Source organism: Photobacterium piscicola (genome assembly GCF_046058925.1).
Classification (GTDB): domain Bacteria; phylum Pseudomonadota; class Gammaproteobacteria; order Enterobacterales; family Vibrionaceae; genus Photobacterium; species Photobacterium piscicola.
The window spans coordinates 2,978,650-3,002,016 of record NZ_CP175534.1; the positions used below are offsets into that span (position 1 = coordinate 2,978,650).

A 23,367-nucleotide genomic window follows, 5' to 3' on the forward strand; every position below is an offset into this window, starting at 1 on the left:
GTCACAAAACTAAGCACTAATAACACTTTTATTTTTATATCCATGTTATTTGTCGCACCAGCCGTTCAGTGATGGTTCCCATAAGGAGCCATCACTTATTAGCGACATTGGAGGCCCTATGCAGCTGTTAATTAATCACCTTGGTTATGAGTGCTTTAATACAAAGCAAGCATTACTACAAACAACATCACAAACACTGTCAGGCCAAGCCGAATTAGTGTGCAATCATACTAACCAAACTATTATGCAGCTGCCATTAACTGCATGTGGCACCACCGCACAATGGCATACGGGCAATATTTACCAAATTGATTTTTCTGCTTGCCAAAAAGCAGGTGATTACCGTATTCGTTACGCCAATATTGAAACACCTGTTTTCAGCATTGCTGAAGGCCTATTAATGCAACGTACTTTCAGTGATGTTCTACACTATTTCAAATCACAACGTTGTAGCGGCATTTATGATCATGCCGACAGCCAAGCGCAATTACTCAATAGCGAGACTCTCGTTGATGTTCGTGGTGGTTGGTATGATGCGTCAGGTGATGTCAGTAAATATTTAAGTCACCTTTCTTACGCTAATTATCTCAATCCTCAGCAGACACCGATGATTGTTTGGAACATGCTCAAAGCTTATGAAATTGCAGAAGATCAAGCTGATATTGCTGATTTCACTCGGGTACGTTTATTAGAAGAAGCGTTATTTGGCGCAGACTTTTTAATACGTATGCAAAGCGATGACGGCTTCTTTTACATGACGGTGTTTGATAAATGGAGCAAGTCGCCAGCACAACGTGATATCTGCGCCTATGCAACCCAAGATGGCATCAAAACTGATGACTATCAAGCAGGTTTTCGTCAAGGTGGTGGTATTGCTATTGCCGCTTTAGCTGCCGCTGCTCGTATAACAACCTTACCATCTTGCAGTCGTATTCCTCATAACGACAACGTGCAGAGTGAGTCATATCTGCAAGCAGCAGAACGTGGCTATTGGCACTTAAAACAACACAATATTAACTACCTCAACGATGGTACTGAAAATATCATTGATGAATACTGCGCATTATTAGCCGCGGTTGAACTTTATCGTACGACATTACAAAGCCGTTACTTAACGGAAATGCGTGATTGGGCGCAGCGCTTAAGCAATCGTCAAATGTCTGATGCCAATATTAACGATTATTGGTCAGCAACCGCAGATGGTAGCCGCCCTTATTTCCATGCGGCAGAAGCAGGCTTACCCGCGATTGCCTTAATGCAATATTTAGCCGCAGAGCCAGAAACAAAACAGCAGCAACAGTTACATCCAGTTCTGGTGAATACGCTTAATTTTGAATTAACGTTAACGACTGAAGTTAATAATCCATTTGGTTATCCACGCCAATATACCAAAGCTGTTAATGGTAATAAGCAAACAGCATTCTTTGTCGCTCATAACAATGAATCAGGTTATTGGTGGCAAGGTGAAAATGCCCGCATTGCCTCACTCGCGAGCATGGCTTATATGGCACAAGATCACCTCACCGATCCTAAATTAAAACAGCATCTAATGGACTATGGCCAACAGTTAATGAATTGGATTTTAGGCTTAAATCCTTTTGATATGTGCATGTTAGACGGCCATGGTCACAATAACCCTGATTACCTTCCACAACTTGGTTTTAGCAATGCTAAAGGCGGAGTGTGTAATGGCATCACATCCGGCTTTGAAAATGAACAAGATATTGCCTTTAATCCAGCAGCACAAAAAGATGACATGTTGCAAAACTGGCGTTGGGGAGAGCAATGGATCCCTCATGGTGGTTGGTATTTATTAGCCACTGCGCTGCAATTTAAGGAACGTCACCATGGCTAATTTCCCTTATCGTTATCTCGTGGGTATTGATGGTGGTGGCACGTCTTGTCGCGCTCGTATTTGTGATTTAGATGGCACTATTTTAGGTGAAGCCCAAACGGGTAGCGCTAATATTTTGCTTGGTAGTGACATTGCCATGGCATCAATTCAACAAGCCATTACTCTTGCGGCCCAACAAGCACAATTAACCTCAGCTGACTATTCTGCAATGACGGTTGGATTAGCACTTGCTGGCGCAGAACAACAACAAGCATGGCATGCTTTTATGCAACAACCTCACCCTTATGGTGCAATCACATTAAATACTGATGCTTATGGTGCTTGTTTAGGTGCTTGGGGCGGTAAAGATGGTGCGATTTTAATTTCAGGAACAGGCTCTTGCGGCATTTTACTACTTAACGGTAAGCAACATGTTGTCGGCGGACGTGAATTTCCTATTTCAGACCAAGGCAGTGGCGCAGTGATGGGGCTGCACTTAATTCAGCAAGTGCTACTCAGTGTCGATGGTATCGTGCCGAAAACAGAACTGGCTCATCATGTATTAACCCATTTCGATCATGATATTGATGCCATTGTTAGTTGGTCAAAAACCGCTCGGCCTTGTGATTATGGTCAATTCTCACCGGCTATTTTTACATTTGCCGAACGCAACGATCCACTTGCTATCTCATTACTGCAACAGACAGCCGCTGATATTGAAATGTGGATGCAAGCATTGATATTACGTGGTGCACACAACATTTGCCTAATGGGGGGGATTGGTGAACGTATTCAAGCATGGCTAACACCACCAATGCAACATCGTCTAGCAACACCTCAGGGTGATGCCATGGATGGTGCTATTGCAATGGCGCGCGGCAATCACAACCTATTTGTACGTTAAGGAAACATAAATGACTTATCGTCTTGATTTTACAGTAATAGAAAAAGCCAAAGGCTATTGCCGCTATGCGTTAAGTTTACATAACTTAACCGATCAGGCATTGCACGGATGGTCACTGTATTTTTTTATAAGCCGCTGCATTGATCCCGCTTCAGTCTCGGTGGGAACGATTAGCCAAATGGGTAGCTACAGTTGCCTATCACAATTACCGCCGTTAGAGGCTAATGGGCACTTTTACACTGAATTTACCATGAGAACCATGCCATTTAATCTTCATGATGATGGTATTCGTGAAGCCTTTATTGCTTTGGGTAATGACCAACATCAGATTGCGCCATTAAAAGTTTACACCACCGCAATTAATTTAGATCAAGAGTCGATCGAGCGTTACTGTACCCCATTACCTAACGTCGGTTGTGATATTGCATTAATTCCACAACCGAACCAGTTAACTCGTCTTCACGGTGAATTTGTTTTTAATCAAACAACTGCAATTGAAACGCCACCAGCTTTAGCGCAAGGGGCTATCAATTGGTTAAGTGCTGAATGTAAAAAACATTTTAATGAAACAATGCCAATTCACCCTCAGGGGAATATTCATTATCACGTTAGCAATGACATTATCGAACACGGTTATCAGTTATTGATTGAAAGCGATAATATTTGGATTCAAGCCAGCTCTGCAACAGGGTTTGTGCATGCGACCTCAACGTTATTACAATTATTACCTAATAGTCCTAGTCATGCGGCTAATGCGACTTATTGCGTACCAATGGTAGAAATTACCGATCAACCACATTATGGCTACCGCGGCATGATGCTTGACTGTGGACGTCATTTTCACCCCGTCGATCGTATTAAACATCTATTAGATCATCTAGCACGCTATAAATTTAATACTTTCCATTGGCATCTAACCGATGATGAAGGTTGGCGCATTGAAATTGATGCCTACCCTCAATTAACTGAAATTGGTGCCTGGCGTGGTCCAAATGAAGTTATCGTGCCACAATTTAGTCATATTGATCAACGTTATGGTGGTTTCTATACCAAGCAAGACATTCGTGATGTTATTGCTTACGCCAGCGATCGCGGTATCACTATTATTCCTGAAATTGATATGCCAGGTCACTGCCGCGCCGCCATTTTATCCTTGCCTGAACTATTAAAAGATCCCGATGATCATTCGGTATATCGCAGCATTCAAAACTACCCTGACAATGTTTTATCACCAGCATTAGCCGGAACTTACACCTTTATTCAAACAGTATTGGATGAAATTTGTGCTCTATTCCCTGCTCCATTTGTACATATTGGCGCAGATGAAGTACCAAAAGGTGTGTGGTCTGACAGTGTGGCTTGCCAACAATTAATGGCAGACAACAACTACCACGATCCAATGGAACTTCAAGGCCATATATTACGTTTTGCTGAGCAAGTATTACGTGATAAGGGCAAACGAATGATGGGTTGGGAAGAAGCCACCCATGGCAATAAAGTCAGTAAAAACACCGTGATTTTTTCTTGGCTTAGCGAAGAAGCAGGGCTTGAATGCGTCAAAAATGGGTTTGATGTAGTAATGCAACCTGCGCAATCTACCTACCTCGACCTTGCTCAAGGTTACTCTGCAGATGAAGCAGGTGTCGATTGGGCTGGCAAGTTAACCTTAGATAAAGTTTACAATTATCACCCACTTAGCATGATCGCTTCGGAAAATTCTGAGCGACAGCACATTTTAGGCATTCAAACGGCACTTTGGTCAGAATTAATAAATAACCAAAGCCGATTTGAATATATGATTTATCCGCGCTTACTAGCGGTATCGGAGATCTGCTGGAGCACACCACAACATCGTAACTGGGATGACTTTAAAGCTCGCTTAAAAGGTCAACTTAACTATCTAGACAAGGCGGGCATTAATTACCGCCACTGTGAATAACCACGCACACAGTAAAGTGAATATTTTAAGGATTAGAAATAATGAAATACGGTTATTTTGACAACGACAACAGAGAGTACGTTATCACTCGACCTGATGTCCCAGCACCATGGACCAACTATCTTGGTACTGAAAAGTTCTGCACAGTGATTTCACAAAATGCGGGTGGTTACTCTTTCTATAAGTCACCAGAATACAATCGTGTGACCAAGTTCCATCCTAACGCGACATTTGATCGCCCAGGACACTATGTTTACCTACGTGATGATGCAACAGGTGATTACTGGTCTATTTCATGGCAGCCAGTAGCAAAAAGTCTTGATGAAGCGAAATATGAAGTGCGTCACGGCTTGTCATACTCAAAATTTGCATGTGAGTACAACGGTATTGCTGCACAAAAGACATTATTTGTGCCGATTGGTGAAGATGCTGAAATTTGGGATGTAGTACTAAAAAACACCACGGATGAAGTGCGTACAATTAGCGCATTCTCTTTTGTTGAATTTTCATTTAGCCACATTCAATCTGACAACCAAAACCATCAGATGAGTCTTTACTCTGCAGGTACATCTTATGAAGATGGCGTGATTGAGTACGACTTATATTACAACACCAAAGAAAAAGAAGGTTACTACTACCTAGCATCAAGCTTTGCCCCTGATAGCTATGATGGTCAGCGTGATACTTTTATCGGTGCATACCGTGATGAATCAAACCCAATTGCGGTTGAAAAAGGCCGTTGTTCTAATCACGTGCAAACCTGTTACAACCATTGTGGTTCTCTACACAAACAATTCACCCTTCAACCGGGTGAAGAAGTGCGCTTTAACTACATTCTAGGTATTGGTAAAAACGAAGGCCAACGTCTACGTCAAAAATACCAAGATAGCGCTGCCGTTGATGCTGCATTTGCAGAAATCAAACACCATTGGGAAAGCCGTTGTAATAAATTTAAAGTCACGTCGCCAAACGAAGGCTTAGACACCATGATCAACACTTGGACGCTATACCAAGCAGAAACGTGTGTTGTATGGTCACGTTTTGCTTCGTTTATCGAAGTGGGCGGGCGTACAGGTCTTGGTTACCGTGATACAGCTCAAGATGCGATCTCAGTACCACATTCAAACCCAGCAATGACACGTAAGCGCTTAGTTGATCTGCTTCGTGGTCAAGTTAAAGCGGGTTACGGGTTACACCTGTTTGATCCTGATTGGTTCGATCCAGAAATGGCCGATGTTAAGCCATCAAAATCGCCAACAGTTGTTCCAACCCCAAGTGATGCCGATAAGATCCACGGTATTGATGATACGTGTTCAGATGACCACCTATGGTTAGTCCCTACTATCTGTAAGTACGTGACAGAAACTGGCGAAGAAAGCTTCCTTGATGAAGTGATCCCATACGCTGATGGTGGTAATGCAACTGTTTATGATCACATGAAAGCGGCGCTTAATTTCTCTGCTGAATATGTTGGCCAAACCGGTATCTGTAAAGGTCTACGCGCCGATTGGAATGACTGCCTAAACTTAGGTGGCGGTGAATCAGCAATGGTCTCGTTCCTTCACTTCTGGGCACTACAAGAATTTATTCAACTGGCTAAGTACCAAGGTAAAACAGCCGATATTGAAAAATACACTGAAATGGCTGCCAATGTTCGTGAAGCCTGTGAAACCCATTTATGGGATGACGAAGGTGGTTGGTACATTCGTGGTTTAACCAAAAATGGTGACAAGATAGGCACCGCGCAACAAACTGAAGGTCGTATTCACCTTGAGTCAAATACTCTTGCTGTTCTATCAGGTATGGCATCACAAGATCGTGGTGAGCAAGCAATGGACGCGGTTGATGAAAACCTTTACTCAGAGTTTGGCTTACACCTCAATGCACCCTCATTCTCAACCCCTAACGACGACATTGGTTTTGTAACCCGTGTATACCAAGGCGTTAAAGAAAATGGCGCTATCTTCTCACATCCAAACCCTTGGGCATGGGTAGCAGAAGCAAAACTAGGCCGTGGCGACCGTGCAATGAAGTTCTATGATGCACTTAACCCATACAACCAAAACGACATGATTGAAACACGCCTAGCTGAACCTTATTCTTACGTGCAATTTATCATGGGCCGCGATCACCAAGATCATGGTCGTGCCAACCATCCATGGTTAACAGGTACGTCTGGTTGGGCTTACTTTGCCGTGACTAACTTTATTCTAGGTATTCAAACAGGCTTTGATGGTTTAACTATTAATCCATGTATTCCAACTGAATGGCCAGGATTTGAAGTAACGCGTGAGTGGCGAGGGGCAACATACACAATTAATGTTACTAACCCAGATCATGTAAGCAAGGGGATTAAATCTATCACGCTTAACGGTCAGTCAGTCGAAGGTGCAATAGCGCCCCAAGCTGAAGGTTCTGTGAATACTGTTACGGTCGTAATGGGCTAATCACTTTTCGGGGAGTGGATTTACTCCCCTATTTTATTTTGCGAGAGAAATAGGAGTTCCTCCATGATTCAATTTGGAACCGGTGGTTGGCGTGCCTTTATTGGCGAAGAGTTCACTCAAGCTAATGTACGTTTAGTAGCACAAGCTATTGCTAACATCATGATCACAGAATCAGTAACAGAAAATGGTTTTATTATCGGCTATGACCGTCGCTTTTTATCAGATAAAGCCGCGACATGGTTTGCTGAAGTATTAGCAGGAAACAATATCAAATGTAGCTTTATCAACCGCTTTGTACCAACACCCATTGTTATGTTTAAAGCCAAACAAACAGGTGCAACTTACTCTGCTTGTATTACTGCCTCGCATAACCCTGCGGACTATAACGGCATTAAAGTCTTTATCGAAGGCGGTCGAGATGCTGATGAAATTATTACTCAAAAAATTGAACAACAAATTTCAGTATTAACCGTAGCCGATATTAAACATGTCGATTTCGAACAAGCTCAACGTGATCAATTAATTGAAATCATCAATCCAATGAACGAGTTCGTTGACTCGGTCATTTCTTTACTTGATTTAGACGCAATTAAAAAAGCTAACCTACGCGTTCTTATTGACCCTATGTTTGGTGTGGCAAAAAATGCCTTACAAACCGTATTGATCACCGGTCGTTGTGATGTTGATGTTATCAACGATGGTGAAAATCCAGGCTTTGGCGGCCTAATGCCATCACCAAGTGCGGCAACGCTTTACCGCCTTAAACATTTAGTGGCTCAAGAAGGTTATGATATTGGTATCGGTACTGATGGCGATGCCGACCGTTTAGGTATCATTGATGAAAAAGGTAACTTTATTCATCCTAATGAAGTGCTATTACTGCTGTATTACTACCTACTTGAATACAAAGGCTGGAAAGGCTCTGTAGTACGTAATATCGCAACCACTCACCTTCTTGATAAAGTCGCTGCGGCTTATGGCGAAAAATCCTTTGAAGTACCGGTTGGCTTTAAGCATATCAGTTCTCAAATGGAAGCCGATGACTCATTACTTGGCGGTGAAAGCTCTGGTGGTCTCACTATTCGTGGCCATATCAAGGGTAAAGATGGCATTTTCGCATCGAGCCTATTAGTTGAAATGATCAGCTCAACCGGTAAAAAATTATCTGAGCTATTAGATGAAATTTATGGCCGTTTTGGTTATGCCTATACTGCCGAGGGTGACTGTACTTTTAAAGCCGCAGAGCGTGAACGTCTTTATAATAAAATTTATATTGAAAAATCACTGCCTGAATTTGATTACGAAATCGAAAAAGTCAGTTACGCCGATGGTGCCAAGGTTTACTTTAAAAATGGTGGCTGGGCGATAGCGCGTTTCTCTGGCACAGAGCCTTTACTGCGTTTATTTGTAGAAATGGAAGATCAAACTCAAGCAGAAGCAGTTTTACTGCAATTTAAACAATTTCTTGCGGTATAACAGTTAGTTATTTTCATTGCTAAGTCCTAGTAACACGCCTTATAGCTGTTACATTGTGCAGATCAGTTGTTATGATCTTTGCCACAGGGTAGTCTTTTGACTACCCTTTTCTTTGTTACAACGTTGAAAGCCTCCAATTAACAATAATCAATCATTGGTCACAAACCACACTATTGATATTATCAATTAATCAAAAAACGCATCACATCACATACAATTAGCTAATTAAGGTCCATGCTTATCTCAACAAATAAAACTTTCTGCGTAAGGTAAGGAGTTGTTATGAAAAAGGCCATCATTGCTGTCACTATGATCGCGCTCGCCATGTTATTTAGCGAACATTTTCATTCATTCTCAGTTGGGTTTACACTGGCGATTGTTGCTGTCAGTTGTAGCTATTTAATTGCTTACCAAGCTATTCGTCGACCACAATATGCGATGAGTTTTTTAGTTGTTGCCGCATTGACGAAACTCGCTATTACAGTTACAGGTGTTATTTGGGTCTTTTCTGCCAAAATAATCCATTCACCACTAACATTCCTTATCGCTTATGCCCTTTTCTCTGTCGTTATTACTTATTTTGTTTCACGTTATCGTGCACGTCGCCGAGATATTAGTGACCAACAGCAACATGAAATCTTTCACACTGGCCTCTATGAATTGAAGTAGTTTTCTACAGACGAAAAAAAACCTGAATCTTTCGATTCAGGTTTCTTCAATAATGTGAAGTGGACGGGACTTGCCATTCCGAAAATCAGCGCGCCCCCGACATGACTGGCCGCTAAGCTTCCCAATAAAGAGCCTAACCAACTGAACTACCACTCCGCAGTGTCTATTCAGCATCATCTTACTTTTATACAGGCGAAAAAAAACCTGAATCTTTCGATTCAGGTTTCTTCAATAATGTGAAGTGGACGGGACTTGCCATTCCGAAAATCAGCGCACCCCCGACATGACTGGCCGCTAAGCTTCCTAATAAAGAGCCTAACCAACTGAACTACCACTCCGCAGTGTCTATTCAGCATCATCTTACTTTTATACAGGCGAAAAAAAACCTGAATCTTTCGATTCAGGTTTCTTCAATAATGTGAAGTGGACGGGACTTGCCATTCCGAAAATCAGCGCACCCCCGACATGACTGGCCGCTAAGCTTCCTAATAAAGAGCCTAACCAACTGAACTACCACTCCGCAGTGTCTATTCAGCATCATCTTACTTTTATACAGGCGAAAAAAAACCTGAATCTTTCGATTCAGGTTTCTTCAATAATGTGAAGTGGACGGGACTTGCCATTCCGAAAATCAGCGCACCCCCGACATGACTGGCCGCTAAGCTTCCTAATAAAGAGCCTAACCAACTGAACTACCACTCCGCAGTGTCTATTCAGCATCATCTTACTTTTATACAGGCGAAAAAAAACCTGAATCTTTCGATTCAGGTTTCTTCAATAATGTGAAGTGGACGGGACTTGCCATTCCGAAAATCAGCGCACCCCCGACATGACTGGCCGCTAAGCTTCCTAATAAAGAGCCTAACCAACTGAACTACCACTCCGCAGTGTCTATTCAGCATCATCTTACTTTTATACAGGCGAAAAAAAACCTGAATCTTTCGATTCAGGTTTCTTCAATAATGTGAAGTGGACGGGACTTGCCATTCCGAAAATCAGCGCACCCCCGACATGACTGGCCGCTAAGCTTCCTAATAAAGAGCCTAACCAACTGAACTACCACTCCGCAGTGTCTATTCAGCATCATCTTACTTTTATACAGGCGAAAAAAAACCTGAATCTTTCGATTCAGGTTTCTTCAATAATGGCGGAGTGGACGGGACTCGAACCCGCGACCCCCGGCGTGACAGGCCGGTATTCTAACCAACTGAACTACCACTCCGCAGTGTCTATTCAGCATTTAAGCAATTTGAAACTTAGCAATGTCCTACTCTCACATGGGGAGACCCCACACTACCATCGGCGCTACAACGTTTCACTTCTGAGTTCGGCATGGGATCAGGTGGTACCGCTGCGCTATGGTTGCTAAGTAAATTCTGTGTCTATTACTGTTAAATTAATAACAATAATATAAATTTGAGCCTGGCGATGTCCTACTCTCACATGGGGAGACCCCACACTACCATCGGCGCTATTACGTTTCACTACTGAGTTCGGCATGGGATCAGGTGGGTCCATAACGCTATGGTCGCCAAGCAAATTCTAGTTTATTTATCGCCTTATGGCAATAAATAGCAATCTGGGAAAAATCTGACTAGTTGTTCTCAACACGCATTCAAGCGTTTGTAGAGTCCGTCTCTTCTCTTTAGAGAAGAAAAACCCCTTGGGTGTTGTATGGTTAAGCCTCACGGGCAATTAGTATCAGTTAGCTCAATGCCTCGCAGCACTTACACACCTGACCTATCAACGTTGTAGTCTTCAACAACCCTTTAGAGACCTTAAAGGTCTAGGGATGACTCATCTTGAGGCTCGCTTCCCGCTTAGATGCTTTCAGCGGTTATCGATTCCGAACTTAGCTACCGGGCAATGCATCTGGCGATACAACCCGAACACCAGCGGTTCGTCCACTCCGGTCCTCTCGTACTAGGAGCAGCCCCTCTCAATCATCCAACGCCCACGGCAGATAGGGACCGAACTGTCTCACGACGTTCTAAACCCAGCTCGCGTACCACTTTAAATGGCGAACAGCCATACCCTTGGGACCGACTTCAGCCCCAGGATGTGATGAGCCGACATCGAGGTGCCAAACACCGCCGTCGATATGAACTCTTGGGCGGTATCAGCCTGTTATCCCCGGAGTACCTTTTATCCGTTGAGCGATGGCCCTTCCATTCAGAACCACCGGATCACTATGACCTGCTTTCGCACCTGCTCGAATTGTCATTCTCGCAGTCAAGCGGGCTTATGCCATTGCACTAACCTCACGATGTCCGACCGTGATTAGCCCACCTTCGTGCTCCTCCGTTACTCTTTGGGAGGAGACCGCCCCAGTCAAACTACCCACCAGGCACTGTCCGTAACCCCGATAAGGGGTCGACGTTAGAACATCAAGCATACAAGGGTGGTATTTCAAGATTGACTCCACAACCACTGGCGCGGTTGCTTCAACGTCTCCCACCTATCCTACACATGTAGGGTCAATGTTCAGTGCCAAGCTATAGTAAAGGTTCACGGGGTCTTTCCGTCTAGCCGCGGGTACACAGCATCTTCACTGCGATTTCAATTTCACTGAGTCTCGGGTGGAGACAGCGTGGCCATCATTACGCCATTCGTGCAGGTCGGAACTTACCCGACAAGGAATTTCGCTACCTTAGGACCGTTATAGTTACGGCCGCCGTTTACCGGGGCTTCGATCAAGAGCTTCGACGCTCTTAATAAAAAGAGCACCTAACCCCATCAATTAACCTTCCGGCACCGGGCAGGCGTCACACCGTATACGTCATCTTTCGATTTTGCACAGTGCTGTGTTTTTAATAAACAGTTGCAGCCACCTGGTATCTGCGACTCCCGGCAGCTTAGAGAGCAAGTCTCATCACCGCTAGGAGCGTACCTTCTCCCGAAGTTACGGTACCATTTTGCCTAGTTCCTTCACCCGAGTTCTCTCAAGCGCCTTGGTATTCTCTACCTGATCACCTGTGTCGGTTTGGGGTACGATTTCTTATAATCTGAAGCTTAGAAGCTTTTCCCGGAAGCATGGCATCAATGACTTCACTACCGTAGTAGCTCGACATCGTATCTCAGCCTTAAGATGAACCGGATTTGCCTAATTCATCAGCCTACATACTTGGACCTGGACAACCGTCGCCAGGCTCACCTAGCCTTCTCCGTCCCTCCATCGCAATTATAAGAAGTACGAGAATATTAACCCGTTTCCCATCGACTACGCCTTTCGGCCTCGCCTTAGGGGTCGACTTACCCTGCCCCGATTAACGTTGGACAGGAACCCTTGATCTTCCGGCGAGGGAGTTTTTCACTCCCTTTATCGTTACTCATGTCAGCATTCGCACTTCTGATACCTCCAGCACACTTTACAATGCACCTTCAACGGCTTACAGAACGCTCCCCTACCCAATATGAACAAGTTCATATTGCCGCAGCTTCGGTGTATAGCTTAGCCCCGTTAAATCTTCCGCGCAGGCCGACTCGACCAGTGAGCTATTACGCTTTCTTTAAATGATGGCTGCTTCTAAGCCAACATCCTGGCTGTCTGAGCCTTCCCACATCGTTTCCCACTTAGCTATAACTTTGGGACCTTAGCTGGCGGTCTGGGTTGTTTCCCTCTTCACGACGGACGTTAGCACCCGCCGTGTGTCTCCCGGATAGTACTTACTGGTATTCGGAGTTTGCAAAGGGTTGGTAAGTCGGGATGCCCCCCTAGCCTTAACAGTGCTCTACCCCCAGTAGTATTCGTCCGAGGCGCTACCTAAATAGCTTTCGGGGAGAACCAGCTATCTCCGAGTTTGATTGGCCTTTCACCCCTAGCCACAAGTCATCCGCTAATTTTTCAACATTAGTCGGTTCGGTCCTCCAGTAAGTGTTACCTCACCTTCAACCTGCCCATGGCTAGATCACTCGGTTTCGGGTCTAATCCTAGCAACTATGACGCCCAGTTAAGACTCGGTTTCCCTACGGCTCCCCTAAACGGTTAACCTTGCTACTAAAATTAAGTCGCTGACCCATTATACAAAAGGTACGCAGTCACATAACAAGTATGCTCCTACTGCTTGTACGTACACGGTTTCAGGTTCTATTTCACTCCCCTCACAGGGGTTCTTTTCGCCTTTCCCTCACGGTACTGGTTCACTATCGGTCAGTCAGGAGTATTTAGCCTTGGAGGATGGTCCCCCCATGTTCAAACAGGATATCACGTGTCCCGTCCTACTCGATTTCACTAAGACTGCATTTTTGGTTACGGGGCTATCACCCTGTATCGCGGAACTTTCCAGAACCTTCACCTAACGCAGAACTAGCTTAAGGGCTAATCCGGTTTCGCTCGCCGCTACTACCGGAATCTCGGTTGATTTCTCTTCCTCGGGGTACTTAGATGTTTCAGTTCCCCCGGTTTGCCTCATTAACCTATGTATTCAGTTAATGATACTTGCTTATGCAAGTGGGTTTCCCCATTCGGAAATCCCAGACTCAAGAGGCTTTTACTGCCTAATCTGGGCTTATCGCAAGTTAATACGTCCTTCATCGCCTCTGACTGCCAAGGCATCCACCGTGTACGCTTAGTCACTTAACCATACAACCCCAAGAGGTCTTGTATGTTCAAACAACCAAGGTTTGTGTTTAATAATCCGATCAAGAAAATATTAAACATTGGTTTTTCGCCGGACTCATTTATTTGTCTTCACTTTAAAAAGCAAAAACAAAATCAAGACACTTGAATGTGTGTTGTTTTGAGAACTCGTTTTTATTCAGAGAATAAAAACATTTTAAAATTAATCTTTCGATTAAATTTACTAGTCAGCTTTCCAGATTGTTAAAGAGCATGCAATTATCATTAGATAACCACTTTGTAATCACACTCTTACGAATGCATTTATAAAGTGGTGGAGCTATGCGGGATCGAACCGCAGACCTCTTCGCTGCCAGCGAAGCGCTCTCCCAGCTGAGCTATAGCCCCTTAAAGTTTTACTTCTTTAGGAGAAGTTCTCTAAAAGAGAAGTGGTGGGCGATACCGGGCTCGAACCAGTGACCCCCTCCTTGTAAGGGAGGTGCTCTCCCAACTGAGCTAATCGCCCTCCGATTTTTTACATCTTCGAGGAGAAGATGGTGGGTCGTGCAGGATTCGAACCTGCGACCAATTGATTAAAAGTCAACTGCTCTACCAACTGAGCTAACGACCCAATTTGCACTTCAAAGAGAAGTGGCGTCCCGTAGGGGAGTCGAACCCCTGTTACCGCCGTGAAAGGGCGGTGTCCTAGGCCTCTAGACGAACGGGACAATGTTCATAACGTAAGTTGTTGGGCAACTTACGTCGGCTCTTTTACATTTCGACCAAGCAATCTGTGTGGACACTGCATAAAACAGTATAAGTCTTTAGGTAAGGAGGTGATCCAGCCCCAGGTTCCCCTAGGGCTACCTTGTTACGACTTCACCCCAGTCATGAACCACACCGTGGTAAACGCCCTCCCGAAGGTTAAGCTATCTACTTCTGGTGCAGCCCACTCCCATGGTGTGACGGGCGGTGTGTACAAGGCCCGGGAACGTATTCACCGTGACATTCTGATTCACGATTACTAGCGATTCCGACTTCATGGAGTCGAGTTGCAGACTCCAATCCGGACTACGACGTACTTTGTGGGATTCGCTCACTATCGCTAGCTTGCAGCCCTCTGTATACGCCATTGTAGCACGTGTGTAGCCCTACTCGTAAGGGCCATGATGACTTGACGTCGTCCCCACCTTCCTCCGGTTTATCACCGGCAGTCTCCCTGGAGTTCCCACCATTATGTGCTGGCAAACAAGGATAAGGGTTGCGCTCGTTGCGGGACTTAACCCAACATTTCACAACACGAGCTGACGACAGCCATGCAGCACCTGTCTCAGAGTTCCCGAAGGCACTAAGCTATCTCTAGCGAATTCTCTGGATGTCAAGAGTAGGTAAGGTTCTTCGCGTTGCATCGAATTAAACCACATGCTCCACCGCTTGTGCGGGCCCCCGTCAATTCATTTGAGTTTTAATCTTGCGACCGTACTCCCCAGGCGGTCTACTTAACGCGTTAGCTCCGAAAGCCACGGCTCAAGGCCACAACCTTCAAGTAGACATCGTTTACGGCGTGGACTACCAGGGTATCTAATCCTGTTTGCTCCCCACGCTTTCGCATCTGAGCGTCAGTCTTTGTCCAGGGGGCCGCCTTCGCCACCGGTATTCCTTCAGATCTCTACGCATTTCACCGCTACACCTGAAATTCTACCCCCCTCTACAAGACTCTAGTCTGCCAGTTCAAAATGCTGTTCCGAGGTTGAGCCCCGGGCTTTCACATCTTGCTTAACAGACCGCCTGCATGCGCTTTACGCCCAGTAATTCCGATTAACGCTCGCACCCTCCGTATTACCGCGGCTGCTGGCACGGAGTTAGCCGGTGCTTCTTCTGTTGCTAACGTCAAACAGCTAAGCTATTAACTTAACTGCCTTCCTCACAACTGAAAGTACTTTACAACCCGAAGGCCTTCTTCATACACGCGGCATGGCTGCATCAGGGTTTCCCCCATTGTGCAATATTCCCCACTGCTGCCTCCCGTAGGAGTCTGGACCGTGTCTCAGTTCCAGTGTGGCTGATCATCCTCTCAGACCAGCTAGGGATCGTCGCCTTGGTGAGCCATTACCCCACCAACTAGCTAATCCCACCTGGGCTAATCCTGACGCGAGAGGCCCGAAGGTCCCCCTCTTTGCTCCCATCTCGTAAAAGATAAGAGATTATGCGGTATTAGCTATCGTTTCCAATAGTTATCCCCCACATCAGGGTATATTCCCAGGCATTACTCACCCGTCCGCCGCTCGTCAGCAAAGAAAGCAAGCTTTCTTTCTGTTACCGCTCGACTTGCATGTGTTAGGCCTGCCGCCAGCGTTCAATCTGAGCCATGATCAAACTCTTCAATTAAAGTTTTGTTGCCTCTTTCGAGACGGCTCAATGAATACTGACTTCAAAACTACCTTAGTAATTTTAAAGCTATTATCGTTCCAACAGAACGATAATGAATTGACTGTGCCAAATAATCTTCTCTATAAATAGATTGGGTTATTTGTATTGGTCACTCAGTTCATTGATAAATCTTTCGACTTAACTATTCAACGAGTGCCCACACAGATTGCATGGTCAAATTGTTAAAGAACAACACTGATTTCGTTGCTAGCCAATGGCTTACTCCGTGTCAGTGAGGTCGCATTATAGAGACTTCGATCACATTGGCAAGCGTTAATTTTCAAAAAAATAAAAAAAAATGCGACCTCGTACATACTATAATCAAATTTTCCAAATACGGTCTAAAAGCCATCATTAACAGGCTTTTTTATGCAGCTAGTAGAGCGGTAAAAGATTACCTATTTATACTAAAAGATAGCCATATAGTATAAACAGAACAAAAATGTCAAAATATTTACCAACTAAGAATAACAAGACATAAATAACAGCAATAAATTGTTAAAAAAACTTAAATTCACACAACAAGAACAACAATAAAAACAATCAGTAATAAAAACTCGACTTATAAATACTGATTATTCATATCTTATAGGTATGATAAATCCCCTTATGTCATATAATGGTGACATGTGTCACAAACAAAGCTAGTCCTTATGTTAGGATTCAGCCCTTTCATTAATTGGCATTCCGTTTGCCTCTTTAATTATAATTGAAAGTTATACAGGATTTTCTATGACAAACCAGAATCGCATCCTTCTGACGTGGATAAGCTTCTTATCCTATGCCCTTACTGGATCTCTGATTATCGTCACCGGTATCGTTATGGGAGATATTGCCAAATATTTTGATTTACCAATATCGAGCATGAGCAACACGTTCACTTTTCTTAATACCGGTATTTTAATCTCTATCTTCCTTAACGTATGGTTAATGGAAATTGTGCCGCTTAAACGCCAGCTCATTTTTGGTTTCATTCTCATGCTGTTAGCAATTCTTGGTCTTATTTTTGGCCATAATCTTGCTATCTTCTCTGGCTGTATGTTCGTATTAGGTGTTGTCAGTGGTATTACCATGTCTATTGGTACTTACTTAATCACTCATATTTACGACGGCAAAGAACGCGGTTCTCGCTTACTGTTTACTGATTCATTTTTCAGTATGGCTGGTATGATTTTCCCTGTAATTTCAGCAGCCGTACTCGCACACCACATGCAATGGTACTGGGTATATGCTGCAATCGGTATTATCTACCTTGCTATTTTTATCCTAACATTGATGTCTACATTCCCAGTACTAGGTAAAGATGCACCTCAAGAAGCTGCAACAAATGAACCTAAAGAAAAATGGGGTGTGGCTGTAATATTTCTAGCGATTGCCGCTTTATGTTACATCTTAGGCCAACTCGGCTTTATTTCTTGGATTCCTGAATACGCAACTCAAAAGCTAGGCCTATCTATTAGTAGCGCAAGCCAATTGGTAAGTTACTTCTGGGGTGCTTACATGATTGGTATGTGGATTTTCAGTGTATTACTGAAAAAGTTCGACCTTCATTATTTTGTTGTCGTTTTATCAGGTTTAGCGACAGTACTCATGTACCTATTTAATAAAGATACAGATCCACATAATCTTATCTACATTATTTCAGCGCTTGGCTTTATCAGTAGTGCGATTTACACCACTATTATTACCTTAGGCTCACAGCAAACTAAAGTATCCTCACCAAAATTGGTTAACTTTATTCTGCTATGCGGCACGGTTGGTACAATGCTAACTTTCGTTGTAACAAGCCCTATCGTTAAAAACTATGGCACACATGCGGCTTTAGTTACCGCGAATGCGCTTTATGCTGCTGTATTTGTTATGTGTGTATTGGTTGGTTTTGTTACCAAACACCGTATCAATAGCCACGATGGTCACTAATAGAAAAATAGCATAAGAAAAAAGCCTCATCTTGAGGCTTTTTTTATAATCAAATAAAAGCAGTGGTAACTGCTTTTATTCATTCATTAATTATTGTTATTAGGACGCATTGATGGGAATAAAATCACATCACGAATCGTATGTGCGTTAGTAAATAACATCACTAAGCGATCAATACCAATCCCTTCACCTGCTGTTGGCGGTAAGCCAAATTCTAGTGCTCGAATATAATCTTCGTCATACTGCATTGCTTCATCATCACCAGCGTCTTTAGCATCCATCTGGGCTTTAAAACGTGCATCTTGGTCTTGTGCATCATTAAGTTCAGAGAAGCCATTCGCAACTTCACGACCACCAACAAAAAACTCAAACCGATCAGTTAGGAATGAATCTTCATTACTGCGACGTGCTAATGGGGAAATGTCAGCTGGGTAGCCAGTAATAAAAGTCGGTTGAATTAACTGAGGTTCAGCCGTTTCACCAAAGATTTCTTCTAATAACTGACCACAAGTCCAAAATGGTTCAACGGTTAAACCAACTTCTCGTGCGATATCTGCCATTAGTTCACGATTCTTAACATCATCATAAGTTAATGCTTGAATACGTGCATTATCTTGAGTGTAATGTTGAATCGCAGCAAGCATCGTCATTCGAGTATAAGGTCCATTAAACTCAATAACATGCTCACCATAAGGTAATGCAGTATTGCCACAAAGATCTTTTGCAATAGTACTTAATAAGCTTTCTGTAAAATCAATTAAGTCATTGTAATCAGAATACGCCATATAAAATTCCATCATGGTAAATTCTGGATTATGACGAGGTGATAGGCCTTCATTACGGAAATTACGGTTAATTTCAAACACACGTTCAAAACCGCCAACAACTAAACGTTTCAAGTAAAGCTCAGGCGCGATACGAAGGTACATATCTATATCTAACGCATTATGGTGAGTCACAAAAGGTCGAGCAGATGCACCGCCAGCAATCGGGTGCATCATGGGTGTTTCAACTTCCATAAATTGTTGTTTAATCATGAATTGACGAATCGCAGCAACCACTTTTGAACGCATAATCATGGTATTGCGTGATTCTTCATTAATGATCAAATCAACATAGCGTTGACGGTAACGTTGTTCTTGATCCGTTAAGCCATGGTATTTTTCAGGCAATGGACGTAATGCTTTAGTCTGTAATTCATACTGATCCATATTGACATAAAGTTCACCGCGATCTGAACGGTGTAACTGGCCTTTCACGCCAATAATATCGCCAATATCTAGTCCATGATATTGTTCTTTTAATTGTTCTTGGACTTGCTTATCAGCATAAACTTGAATTCGTCCAGAGACATCTTGTAATACAAGGAATGGGCCTCGTTTAGCCATAATACGGCCAGCAACCGCTGTTGTATAAGTGGTATTAATTAAATCTTCCTTTGATTTATTTTCATACTCACAGATCAAATCACGGGCTAATTTCAAGCGACGAAAAGTATTAGGGTGACCATTAGCTTTGCTTGATTTACGAATATGATCAAGTTTTGCGCGACGTTCAGCAATCAGCCTGTTTTCATCAACTTCAGTGTCTAACATGATATTACCTTCTTCTATTAATCGTTTTATAAAAAAATGTAGGTAATCGAATATTTATTTAAAAAAATCATATTTATAATTCAATTACTGGCTTTCTTTAAAATAAATAACCACAGAATAAAAAACGTGATCAACCTCACAAAATATCGGAATTTGAATAATTATTTAAAATTTACAGTTATAAATGAAATATGAAATTACAGTTAACGCTAGAATAAAAAATTCCATCTATATATAAAAGCAAATAATATAGAATTAATCTCATCATAATAATTAATAGAATTAAAACCAAATGGCTTGGGTAAATTATAAAATTAATAACTGGTTATTAATTACAACAGAAAATTGTTTATATAAATCAGGAAAAAATTATATTCTCGAACCTAGAATAACTAAGCTATTAGCTTTTTTAGCCCAGCATCAAGGTATTGTCTTCACACGAGATGAATTAATTGAAAATGTTTGGGATGGTGCTGTTGTTAGTGAGCAAGTAGTAACACAATCTATTTTTGAATTACGAAAAACACTAAAAAAAATGGATGAAGACCATTGGATTATAACCATCCCTAAACGAGGTTATAAACTTGATATCGACGTACAACAAATATATGTCGATCCCAGTACAGGCTTTAAGTTAGAGGAATTTCATTCTTCACATGAACATACCAATGATACTTCAATACAAGCATCATTTCCCGCAGGGCCAATGACACGTGCGTTTAATGAAACGTCAAAAGACGCCCCATCGATCACAGTAACTCATTCAAATACTATCAAATGGAATCATTGGTTCTTTGATTTCTGCATTTTAACTATGCTTTTGATAACTATAATTTTTATAAGCTGGAGCAACGAAAAGGTTATTCTTCCTATCGCTGTATTAAATCCGCGCTTAATTCATATTGAATCCCCTCCGCAATCACCGACAAATCAATTGAATTCAATCGCAAACATAATAAAAGATTCACTATTTGCCTCAACAAACTATATCAGCAGTTTTAGTGCTCAACCTACTGCGGGTAAAACTCTCTCTTTATATATAAATCAACAACACCAACTGCACATTGAATTATTTAACAACATTTCAAAAACAATCATGTTACAAAAAAATATTCATATCGATCGTAATAATGCTTATATCGTAATTGATAAACTACTCAATGAATTAATACAGTCATTAAATTATAATCATAAAAATACCAACAATAGACTTAACTTAACGAATGCTAATACGTTATATGGCTATCTGGCGCTGCCCAATGCTATAAATAATAATGGTGACGCAAATATAAGTTATATTAAAAGCATAAATGAACTTATTAAAGATGCCCCTAATAATAGCTATTTATTAGCAAAGCGATACCTTGCTTATTCAATTATGCTAACTATCAATAATAAAATAACATCCATGCCTACGTTAATGAATTATGGCAAAGAATTAGAAAAAAGTATTACCAACCCTTCTCAATTTATCTCTAGTGAAATATATGATGCGTTAGCACTAAATAATCTTTATCAAGGCGATCTAATTGCTTCTGAACATTATCTATCACTTGCGGCATTGCAATCTAAACAAAATACAGCATTACGTTATATTTTATTAGGAAAAATAAGCCAACTAACACATAAACAAAAACAAGCTAACGAATACTATAGTATGGCTTTATATTTAGATCCCTCGCAAGAAACTCAGCAGCTCTGTGAGAAATTGGTTTTTATATCACAAATAAACGCTTCTGAATCCACACCGCCACATTAAAGTTAACACCTCTATATCGTCTTTTAATCAATATGACACGCAATTCAGCGACCAAGAATAATCGATTGAAGACGTCATTTTAGTGTCTCTATTTTCTTATTGCGTTGCTCTTATGGTGATACTTTTTAAGTCATGATGACATTCGTTAAAGGCTTATATTAATGATAACTCAATCCTTATATGAATTATGAAGCGACCTTTATTTAATTGATAAATAAATTATTTTTTCACACCACTTTTAAGTTACTGATTAACAAGGAAACAAAAATAAAATAAGTTAAAAAAAACCAAAATTATTATTTTTCAATCTTTGAGTAGAAGGTTATTTAATTAACTTTTCTATCTGCTGTAGATTAATTCGCAATTACTCGTCATTGATAATAACTATAGCAATCAACCAGTATTATCTCTGCCGTTAAATATGTTTAACCACTTGAAATATAATTATATTTTTTGGAGATTGTTGCATGTCATCCGATACGTCAAAAAAAATAGGCTTAATAGCCTGTACTGGTGTTGTAGCCGGTAACATGATGGGTAGTGGTATTGCTCTGTTACCCTCGACATTAGCAAAAGTAGGTTCTATATCTATTTATAGCTGGATTATTTGTTTAATTGGCGCGTTATCATTAGCTTTTGTTTACGCTCGCTTAGCAACGAATAACCCACAAGAAGGTGGCCCAATTGCATACGCTGGTGAAGTTTCTCCTGCCTTTGGTTTTCAAACAGGTGTGCTTTATTACCATGCTAACTGGATTGGTAACCTTGCGATTGCAATCACTGGGGTATCATACCTTTCTGTGTTCTTCCCAATTTTGAATAACACTATTCCAGCAGCTATCGCAACTATTGCTTCAGTATGGATTTTCACCATTATTAACCTGCTTGGTGGTTCATGGGTAAGCCGCTTATGTACACTGGGTTTAGTCCTTATTCTTGTTCCTATCGTTGGTACTGCTGTTGTAGGTTGGGGGCATTTTGATGCAACGACTTACATGCAAAACTGGAATACATCACACAGCTCAAACTCTCATGCGATAGTCAGTGCTGTATTGATAACTCTATGGTCATTTGTGGGTGTTGAATCAGCAGCGGTATCTTCTGGTATGGTGAAAAACCCGAAGAAAACCGTACCACTAGCAACCTTACTCGGTACGATTATTGCCGGTGTTATCTATATTCTATCAACCCAAGTTATTGCTGGTATGTTCCCAGCCTCTGAAGTTGCAGCTTCTGGTGCGCCATTTGCACTCGCTACGACAGCAATCTTCGGTGCTTGGACTGCGCCATTTGTTGCAGCATTTACCGCTTTAGCGTGCTTTACATCTCTAGGTTCTTGGATGATGTTGGTCGGTGAGGCTGGCAAACGTGCAGCTCGTGACGGTAACTTCCCAGCTGTTTTTGGTGAAACTGATAAAAATGGCGTTGCTAAAAAAGGCTTAGTTCTTGCGTCTATCATGATGACAATTCTTATGATTGTTATCACGCTATTTAGCTCAAGTGACAGCCATGCATCTAACCTATTTGATATTTTAACGTCAGATGCTGTGTTATTAACTATGCTGCCTTACTTCTACTCAGCGGTTAACTTAATTCGTTATGAAGGTATGACAACGCGCAATGTGTTTGTGATGTTATTTGCAGGTGTCGCATGTATCTTCTGCTTTATCGCCCTTATTGGTGCCGATCCATCTGCATTAGCTGCAACTTTCGTTGTTTCACTAGCCATCTTCATGTTCTACGCTCGTAAGCTTGGCTTCCGTCAACACTTACAACTAGAACAACAAGAACAGGCGAATAAAGTCGCACAATCTCACTAAATATCGAACCTCATAA

General features: G+C 42.1%; 10 protein-coding genes, 5 tRNA genes and 4 rRNA genes. 9 read left to right on the forward strand and 10 right to left on the reverse strand.

Features of this window, described 5'->3' with window-relative positions:
* Positions 1 to 118: 118 nt before the first annotated feature.
* The 6 genes from ACJZU6_RS13985 (at position 119) to ACJZU6_RS14010 (ending at position 9,269) form a co-directional block, all read left to right on the forward strand.
* Positions 119 to 1,855: a glycoside hydrolase family 9 protein gene (locus ACJZU6_RS13985; RefSeq protein ID WP_408900457.1), complete on the forward strand. Its 1,737-nt coding sequence runs from the start codon at positions 119 to 121 to the stop codon at positions 1,853 to 1,855.
* Positions 1,848 to 2,738 carry a BadF/BadG/BcrA/BcrD ATPase family protein gene (locus tag ACJZU6_RS13990; protein ID WP_408900458.1) on the forward strand — a complete coding sequence of 297 codons (891 nt, stop codon included), beginning with the start codon at positions 1,848 to 1,850 and terminating at the stop codon, positions 2,736 to 2,738. The genes ACJZU6_RS13985 and ACJZU6_RS13990 overlap by 8 nt, the downstream gene beginning before the upstream one ends.
* A gap of 10 nt (positions 2,739 to 2,748) precedes the next feature.
* A complete protein-coding gene (locus ACJZU6_RS13995) occupies positions 2,749 to 4,677 on the forward strand; it encodes a beta-N-acetylhexosaminidase (protein ID WP_080158522.1) in 1,929 nt (642 codons plus the stop codon).
* A 41-nt stretch (positions 4,678 to 4,718) separates the two neighbouring features.
* Positions 4,719 to 7,124, forward strand: coding sequence for a GH36-type glycosyl hydrolase domain-containing protein (locus tag ACJZU6_RS14000; RefSeq protein ID WP_408900459.1), 2,406 nt, complete (start codon positions 4,719 to 4,721; stop codon positions 7,122 to 7,124).
* A gap of 63 nt (positions 7,125 to 7,187) precedes the next feature.
* Positions 7,188 to 8,600, forward strand: coding sequence for a phosphoglucomutase/phosphomannomutase family protein (locus ACJZU6_RS14005; RefSeq protein WP_408900460.1), 1,413 nt, complete (start codon positions 7,188 to 7,190; stop codon positions 8,598 to 8,600).
* A gap of 282 nt (positions 8,601 to 8,882) precedes the next feature.
* Positions 8,883 to 9,269 (forward strand): hypothetical protein, encoded by a 387-nt coding sequence (locus ACJZU6_RS14010; protein ID WP_080158525.1) that lies wholly within the window; start codon positions 8,883 to 8,885, stop codon positions 9,267 to 9,269.
* A 1,145-nt stretch (positions 9,270 to 10,414) separates the two neighbouring features.
* Here ACJZU6_RS14010 and ACJZU6_RS14015 read toward each other — a convergent pair.
* The 9 genes from ACJZU6_RS14015 to ACJZU6_RS14055 form a co-directional block, all read right to left on the reverse strand.
* Positions 10,415 to 10,491: transfer RNA gene (locus ACJZU6_RS14015), tRNA-Asp, on the reverse strand.
* Between the two features lie 32 nt (positions 10,492 to 10,523).
* Positions 10,524 to 10,639, reverse strand: a 5S ribosomal RNA gene (gene rrf, locus ACJZU6_RS14020).
* Positions 10,640 to 10,689: 50 nt separating this feature from the next.
* Positions 10,690 to 10,805, reverse strand: a 5S ribosomal RNA gene (gene rrf, locus ACJZU6_RS14025).
* Between the two features lie 138 nt (positions 10,806 to 10,943).
* Positions 10,944 to 13,851, reverse strand: a 23S ribosomal RNA gene (locus tag ACJZU6_RS14030).
* A 308-nt stretch (positions 13,852 to 14,159) separates the two neighbouring features.
* A tRNA-Ala gene (locus ACJZU6_RS14035) sits at positions 14,160 to 14,235 on the reverse strand.
* A 42-nt stretch (positions 14,236 to 14,277) separates the two neighbouring features.
* Positions 14,278 to 14,353, reverse strand: a tRNA-Val gene (locus ACJZU6_RS14040).
* Between the two features lie 29 nt (positions 14,354 to 14,382).
* Positions 14,383 to 14,458 (reverse strand) — tRNA-Lys (locus ACJZU6_RS14045).
* A gap of 21 nt (positions 14,459 to 14,479) precedes the next feature.
* Positions 14,480 to 14,555: transfer RNA gene (locus tag ACJZU6_RS14050), tRNA-Glu, on the reverse strand.
* A 101-nt stretch (positions 14,556 to 14,656) separates the two neighbouring features.
* Positions 14,657 to 16,215 (reverse strand): 16S ribosomal RNA (locus tag ACJZU6_RS14055).
* The 16S, 23S and 5S rRNA genes sit together here with 5 tRNA genes alongside, the layout of an rRNA operon.
* A gap of 774 nt (positions 16,216 to 16,989) precedes the next feature.
* On the opposite strand from ACJZU6_RS14055, the gene tsgA reads away from it, so the two are divergent.
* On the forward strand, positions 16,990 to 18,177 hold the full coding sequence (gene tsgA, locus ACJZU6_RS14060; RefSeq protein WP_080158535.1) for an MFS transporter TsgA: 1,188 nt from the start codon (positions 16,990 to 16,992) through the stop codon (positions 18,175 to 18,177).
* Between the two features lie 86 nt (positions 18,178 to 18,263).
* On the opposite strand, the gene lysS is transcribed toward tsgA, so the two are convergent.
* Entirely contained in the window at positions 18,264 to 19,772 is a 1,509-nt protein-coding gene (gene lysS / locus ACJZU6_RS14065; RefSeq protein ID WP_080158536.1) for a lysine--tRNA ligase, read from the reverse strand.
* 292 nt (positions 19,773 to 20,064) lie between these two features.
* On the opposite strand from lysS, the gene ACJZU6_RS14070 reads away from it, so the two are divergent.
* Together ACJZU6_RS14070 and cadB are read left to right on the forward strand one after the other, a co-directional pair.
* Positions 20,065 to 21,531, forward strand: a complete 1,467-nt coding sequence (locus tag ACJZU6_RS14070; protein ID WP_408900461.1) for a winged helix-turn-helix domain-containing protein — start codon at positions 20,065 to 20,067, stop codon at positions 21,529 to 21,531.
* 467 nt (positions 21,532 to 21,998) lie between these two features.
* A complete protein-coding gene (gene cadB / locus ACJZU6_RS14075) occupies positions 21,999 to 23,351 on the forward strand; it encodes a cadaverine/lysine antiporter (RefSeq protein WP_080158538.1) in 1,353 nt (450 codons plus the stop codon).
* The last annotated feature ends 16 nt before the right edge of the window (positions 23,352 to 23,367 follow it).